The organism is Nocardia sp. NPDC051052 (genome assembly GCF_044456045.1).
In the GTDB taxonomy this organism is placed as follows: domain Bacteria; phylum Actinomycetota; class Actinomycetes; order Mycobacteriales; family Mycobacteriaceae; genus Nocardia.
The window spans coordinates 168,966-175,075 of the sequence record NZ_JBITFL010000002.1; the positions used below are offsets into that span (position 1 = coordinate 168,966).

At 66.7% G+C, this 6,110-nt stretch carries 6 protein-coding genes; 2 read left to right on the plus strand and 4 right to left on the minus strand.

The features are described from left to right. Positions 1–116: 116 nt before the first annotated feature. On the minus strand, positions 117–962 hold the full coding sequence (locus tag ACIBCN_RS05825; RefSeq protein ID WP_396990346.1) for a class I SAM-dependent methyltransferase: 846 nt from the start codon (positions 960–962) through the stop codon (positions 117–119). Between the two features lie 462 nt (positions 963–1,424). On the opposite strand from ACIBCN_RS05825, the gene ACIBCN_RS05830 reads away from it, so the two are divergent. Beyond that, positions 1,425–2,903 (plus strand): phospholipase D-like domain-containing protein, encoded by a 1,479-nt coding sequence (locus ACIBCN_RS05830; protein ID WP_396990347.1) that lies wholly within the window; start codon positions 1,425–1,427, stop codon positions 2,901–2,903. A 71-nt stretch (positions 2,904–2,974) separates the two neighbouring features. Here ACIBCN_RS05830 and ACIBCN_RS05835 read toward each other — a convergent pair whose 3' ends face one another. From ACIBCN_RS05835 to ACIBCN_RS05845, 3 genes are all read right to left on the minus strand, one after another. Further along, a complete protein-coding gene (locus ACIBCN_RS05835) occupies positions 2,975–3,394 on the minus strand; it encodes an Hsp20/alpha crystallin family protein (RefSeq protein WP_396990348.1) in 420 nt (139 codons plus the stop codon). A 209-nt stretch (positions 3,395–3,603) separates the two neighbouring features. After that, a complete protein-coding gene (locus ACIBCN_RS05840) occupies positions 3,604–3,969 on the minus strand; it encodes a darcynin family protein (protein ID WP_396990349.1) in 366 nt (121 codons plus the stop codon). A gap of 37 nt (positions 3,970–4,006) precedes the next feature. Next, positions 4,007–4,930, minus strand: coding sequence for an NAD(P)H-binding protein (locus ACIBCN_RS05845; RefSeq protein ID WP_396990350.1), 924 nt, complete (start codon positions 4,928–4,930; stop codon positions 4,007–4,009). A gap of 93 nt (positions 4,931–5,023) precedes the next feature. On the opposite strand from ACIBCN_RS05845, the gene ACIBCN_RS05850 reads away from it, so the two are divergent. Continuing rightward, entirely contained in the window at positions 5,024–5,947 is a 924-nt protein-coding gene (locus tag ACIBCN_RS05850; RefSeq protein WP_396991144.1) for a LysR family transcriptional regulator, read from the plus strand. Positions 5,948–6,110 lie beyond the last annotated feature (163 nt).

Here is a 6,110-nt window from a genome sequence, read left to right on the forward strand (position 1 = left end):
CCCGCCGCGATATCCAGAAGGCCGGTCTCGGGCGGAGGTTGCCGTGCTCCTCTACCGTGCTGTCACCGCCTGGCCCTCGCAGAGGGGTGAAGTTGCCGGACGTGGCCTGCGCTCGCTCAGGTGACCCGCGCGGCCACCAAGGTCTCGAAGGTATAGGGCCGCAGGCCATCGGTACGGCCGGCGAAGTACCGCTGCTGAAGGTCTGCGCGTGCGGGATGGTCCACGACGTTCAGCCCGCACCGGCTGATCAGCCTCTCGATCTCGGATACCGGCCAGCCAGGTTGCAGAGGCTCGCCGACAGAAGCCGCGATCGGCGTGTAGATACGGGCGAATTCCGTCCCCACGTCGTCGAGCGCACAGTCCTCGGCCCGGTAGGAGAACACCACCTCAGACCCGGGAGCAGCCGCCGCGATCGTGCGCAACCCCGACTCGATCGCCTGTGCCGTCAGATAGGGTGCGACGCCCGTCCAGCAGAACATCGCCGGCTGCGCCCAGTCGAACCCGGCCGGGCCCAGCGCATCCTGAACCGGTCCGGCCTCGAAATCAGCCGGCACGAATACCTGCGAGTCGCTGAGCGGCAGGCCGAGCTCCCTGACCCGATCGAGCTTCCAGGCCTGGGAGGCAGGGTGATCAACCTCGAACACCTTCAGCGAGCCGAGCAGATCCGGCCTCCGCCACGCGAACGAGTCGAGTCCCGCGCCAAGAATCACGTACTGCGTGAAGGCGCCAGCAGCCAGCCGGTCCTCGGCGTACCGGCTGCGGGTGCAGACAGCCGCGCGGGATTCGAGACGGACCGGACCGGGGAACAGCGGATCGAACTGGTCTCGCAACTGCTGCCATACCGGGCCGACAAGCACAAGGGCCAGCACATCGTCGAGTACCCACGGCGACGCCGTCTCCAGGCGAAACAATCCGCGCGACACGGCCGCAAACATCGCCGTCCTGCTCGGCGCGCTTTCCATGCGTTCCTCCTCGCCGGCCAGAACCCAGCATGCCGACCACGCTCGCCCACTCTGTGCACTTCACAGGATGCGCCTGAAGCGCTCTGACGGCCATAGCCAGATCGCCTGGCCGCCACGATCTGCTCACCGTCGAGATACTCCACAACGGCCATGCCAACGGTGGCCACACTGCGCGAATCCCAACGCCGGTGAGCATCCGCCACTGGGCATTTTGGGATGTTCGAAGCAGTAGGTGGGTCAGGGTTGCGCCGGAGAAGGGCAAGTATTAGCGACGACGAATATCTATGAGCGAAGCCCTCCCCAATACGGCCGCCCCTTGTGCGACACGATGTTCGAGTGTGTCGGCAGGGTCGGGGACTGTCAGACCGGTCGCCGAGAAGAGGGCCGCCGAACCAACTTCAGTAGTGTGGATTCGTTCACCTGCGGGGACGGGTGTCGGGCCGGACGGGAGAACAACTACACATGAGCGACGAGCAACAAATCCTCACCCCCGGCGAAACCTGCTGGCAGATCGCCGGCGCCGACCGGCTGGCCTGCATTGTGGACGCGGCGGACTATTTCCGCCATGCCAAGTCCGCGATGTTGCAGGCCCGCAAGCGCATCGTGCTGATCGGCTGGGACTTCGATACCCGGATCAAATTCGAACCGCAGGACAAGACCCTCGACGGACCCAACCGGCTGGGCAAGTTCTTGTCCTGGCTGCCGAAACAGCGCCCGGATCTCGACATCTACCTGTTGAAATGGAACGTCGGCGCGTTCGCGGCGATCAGCCGTGGCATGACACCGATCTTCATCGCCAATTGGCTGACCGATCGACGGCTGCATTTCGAAATGGATGGCGCGCACCCGTTCGGTTCGGCGCACCATCAGAAGATCGTGGTGATCGACGACGCGCTCGCGTTCTGCGGCGGCATCGACATGACCGTCGACCGCTGGGACACCAGCGACCATCGCGACGACAACCACTACCGCACCAAGCCGAACGGCAACCGGTACGGACCGTGGCACGACGCGACCACCGCCGTCGACGGCGACGCGGCGAAGGCGATCGGCGAATTGGCCAGGGCCCGATGGAAGGCGGCGACGGGACAGCAATTGGCCGCGCTCGACGAGATCGCCGGGGAGACACCGTGGCCGGAAGGGCTGGCGCCGACGATGCGGTCGGTGGACGTCGGTATCGCGCGGACCTTCCCCGAGCTCGCCGATCGCACCGAAGTCCGGGAGATCGAAGCGCTGTATCTGGCGGCGATCGCGGGCGCCAAGCGGTCGTTGTACATCGAAAGCCAATACCTGGCTTCGCGCACCCTCGCCGAGGCGATCGCCGCGCGCCTGCGCGAACCGAACGGCCCGGAGATCGTGCTGGTGCTGCCGCGGCATGCCGACGGCTGGCTCGAGCAACAGGCGATGGACGGGGCCCGTCGTCGCCTACTGCATCTGTTGTGGCAGGCCGACACCGAGAACCGGTGCGCCGTCTACTATCCCGTCACCGCGGCCGGTGCGCCGATCTACGTGCACGCCAAGGTCCTGGTGATGGACGATCGGCTGCTGCGGGTCGGGTCGTCGAATCTCAACAACCGTTCGATGGGCTTCGACACCGAATGCGATCTGGCCGTGGAGGTTACCACCGCGACCGCGAACGGTGACCTGCTGCGGGAAACCATTCTCGGCATCCGGCGCCAGCTGATCTGCGAGCATCTCGATGCCGAACCCGCGACGTTCGACGCTACCCTCGCCGAGACCTCGTCTTTGCTGCGCACCGTCGAGACCTTGCGCGGCGACGGCCGGACCCTGGTGCGGTTCGATCCGGGGACCGTCGCGGACGAGGACAGCCCGCTGGCGGAGAACGAACTGATGGATCCCGAACACACCCCACCGAGCCTGTGGGACAACGCATTACTGAGCCGGGGCATCCGGAGATTGAAGGCTACCGGGGTGCGCTGATGGACGGGCCCGTTGCCGGGCCCGTCCGGAGGAAGAGCGCTGCGGTATTCGATAGCTTTCCGGGAGTCCGATCAGGCGTTGATCGCCTGCCGCCGATCGGCGTGTTCGATGTCGATCTTGCGCGGCTTGGCCTTCTCCGCGACCGGAATGGCAAGGCGCAGTACACCATCGGTGTAATCGGCGCGAATATGGTCGGTATCGAGGCCCTCGCCGAGGAACAACTGGCGGCTGAACACCCCGCGGGAACGTTCCGCAGCGATCATCGATCGCCCCGAATCCAGCTCCGGGCGTGCCGCTTTCACGGTCACCACGTTGCGTTCGATGTCCAGATCCAGCGATTTCGGGTCGATCCCCGGCAGGTCGAACTCGACCAGGAACTCATCGCCCTCGCGCCAGGCGTCCATCGGCATCACCGCGGGCCGAGCCGCCGTGCCGAACACCTGCTGCGTGAGACGGTCCAGATCACGGAACGGATCGGTACGCATCAGCATGGTCGCCACCTCCACACACTCCATTCTTCATCGAGTCAGATAATCTATGCCAACTGGCACACATTTGTTTTAGCACTCTAGCCATGAGAGTGCAAGTATCTGAAACAGAAAACCTGACCTGAATCCATAGATGAGGGGCGAGGCCACCCGAACCCAGAGTCAGCGGCCGATGCCCTCCGGTCGGCGGACACCGGCCCAGGCCGGTGAGGTCAGGTGGTGATGGTGGCTATGGTGTCGAGACCATAGTTCCGGGCGTAGCCGTTCTCGGTGCCGACCAGCAGGTCGACGATCTCGAAATAGCGGTCCCAGAACGGAGTTTCGCGCAGTGCCTCGATGAGAAGCTGATAGGCCTGGTGATCGTCGGCTTCCCATACCCAGACGTCGGTGACGCGGGCGGAGTAGAACTCGGTGTCGTAGAAGCGGGACCGGACGCCGGTGGTCTTGGCCTCGATGGTGGGCAGGACCTGGGTGGTGAAGGCGTCCACCCGTTCCTGGATGGTCAGCGCGAGCCACTCGGGTGTGGTCTTGACGAGGATGAACGCCGTGACCGGCGGTTCGGTTGTTGCAGCGGACATCAGGAGTGCCTCCAAAGGTGTAGGTGGTCTTGGGGATTCAGCCGCGGACAGCGGGCGCGAGCGTCTCGGCGCACCACTGCTCGAAGCTGGTGGGGGACGCGGTATCCGGGGTGCGAACGACGCTGGCATCGAGGCCCGCGTCCTTGGCCCGCTTCATGTCGACGACAGCCTGGACGAACTCCGCGTTGAGGCCATAGCCGGCGAGGGTGGCGTGCAGCTCCTCGAACGGCTGGCGTTCGTAGCGGACGGGACGGCCGAGCTGTTCGGTCATGATGCGCGCCAGGTCGTTCGGGGACAGATCCTGCGGGCCGAGCACGGGGACGCTGTCGATGCCGGTCCACGACCGGTCCAGCAGCAGGCCCGCGGCGACGGCCGCGATGTCGGCGACGGCGACCAGGGGTGCTTTGCGGTCGGCATCGACGACATCGACGAACACGCCCTCGTCGCGGATCGAGTCGCAGTCCTCCAGGAAGTTTTCGAAGAAGGACGGGTTGGCCAGCGCCCGGTAGGCGACGCCGGAGCCGGCGATGAGGTCGTCCATGGCGAGGGTGGCGGTGACCAGGCCGGCGCGGTCGGCGACCGGCGTACCACGGCCGAGCGCGGAGACCCCGACGACATGACCGACGCCGTGCGCGGCGAACGCCTTGGCGGCGGGCTGGGTGAAACCGCTGAAGCCGTCGTGCGGCGTCTGGGAGGCGTCCGGGGGAACGAGCCAGAAGACGGCGTCCGCGCCATCGAAGGCCCGGTCGAGGACGTCGGCGTCGCCGTGCGAGCCGGTGATCACGTCGACGCGGTCGCGCGCCGCGGCTGGGAGCCGCGCGGGATCACGCACGATCACCCGCAAGTCTTCGGCCGCTGACTCCAAGAGTGTGGCGAGCAGGGGACGGCCGATGTTCCCGGTCGGAGCAGTAATAACGATCATGAGAGCCTCGCAGTCGTGGTGGATCGGTACACCCGTCATCCTGCGAAGAATCGCGCATTGCCACAATGGGAACTTCGGCACTGAATTATTGACTGAAATGGAATGATGCTGGTGAACAGCCCGAAACCGGTGATCGACGCCAACCTCGCCCTAGCGCTGGACGCCCTGCTGGCCGAGCACAGCGTCACCCGCGCCGCCGAACGCCTGCACACCTCGCCCGCCGCGATGAGCCGCACCCTCGCCCGCCTGCGCCGCATCCTGCAAGACCCGCTGCTGGTCCGGGCCGGACAGACGATGGTGCCCACGCCGCGCGCCGAGGCTCTGCGCGACGAAGCCGCCGCGGTGGTCCGCAGCCTCGGCGCGCTGCTCAGTCCCGGCGCCGGCGTCGACCCCGCCGAGCTGACCAGCACCTTCACCCTCGAGGCCGCCGACCTGGTCGGCGCGGCACTGGTCCCCCGACTGCTGCAACTGGCTCAGCAGGAGGCGCCGGGTGTCTCGTTTCGGCTGCGGGCCGAAGAGCTGGAAGCCGGATCCGCACTCCGCGACGGCCGAATCGATCTGGAGATCGGATCCATCGACCATGTAGATCCGGAAACCCGGGTCGAAGAACTGGCCAGTCTGCGCATGGTGGCGGCCGTCCGGCGCGGCCACCCCCTCACCGAACAACCCTTGACCCCGGCTCGGTTCGCGGCCGCCCAGCACGTCGCGGTCAGCCGCCGTGGCCGGTTCACCGGCCCGCTCGACACCGCACTGGCCGAGCACAACCTGCGACGACGGGTCAGCATCGTGCTCCCCAGTCACCTGGCCGCCATGACCCTCGCCGCCCGCAGCGACTTCGTCTGCCTCGTCCCCGCCGCGCTCCCCGGCGCCGCCCCGTCGCCCCTCACCGACGACGCGACCGCCCTCGGACTGCACCTCCTCGACATCCCCCTGGCATTGCCGCCGTTGACCATGAGCATGGCCTGGCACCCCCGGCACACCGCCGACGGCGCCCACCACTGGCTCCGCAACGCCGTCCGCCGGGCCCTGAGCTCGCCGAGGACGTCATCCGACTAGAAGCGACCGAAGGCCCTTCAATCGGACTGAGGCGATGAAGGGCGCCTTCGGTCGGTATCGCGCCGACATTCTGGACGCGGCATTAGGTCAACCCAGGCGATGGGCAGCAGATGCCTAGCCATCGGCGATCGTCATGGATCGCCGCTGACCGGGTGCACCTCTC

Bases quoted from the DNA above. Each gene is read 5' to 3' on its own strand.
- ACIBCN_RS05825 (WP_396990346.1), bottom strand. From the start codon at position 962: ATGGAAAGCGCGCCGAGCAGGACGGCGATGTTTGCGGCCGTGTCGCGC.
- ACIBCN_RS05830 (WP_396990347.1), top strand. From the start codon at position 1,425: ATGAGCGACGAGCAACAAATCCTCACCCCCGGCGAAACCTGCTGGCAG.
- ACIBCN_RS05835 (WP_396990348.1), bottom strand. From the start codon at position 3,394: ATGCTGATGCGTACCGATCCGTTCCGTGATCTGGACCGTCTCACGCAG.
- ACIBCN_RS05840 (WP_396990349.1), bottom strand. From the start codon at position 3,969: ATGTCCGCTGCAACAACCGAACCGCCGGTCACGGCGTTCATCCTCGTC.
- ACIBCN_RS05845 (WP_396990350.1), bottom strand. From the start codon at position 4,930: ATGACGGGTGTACCGATCCACCACGACTGCGAGGCTCTCATGATCGTT.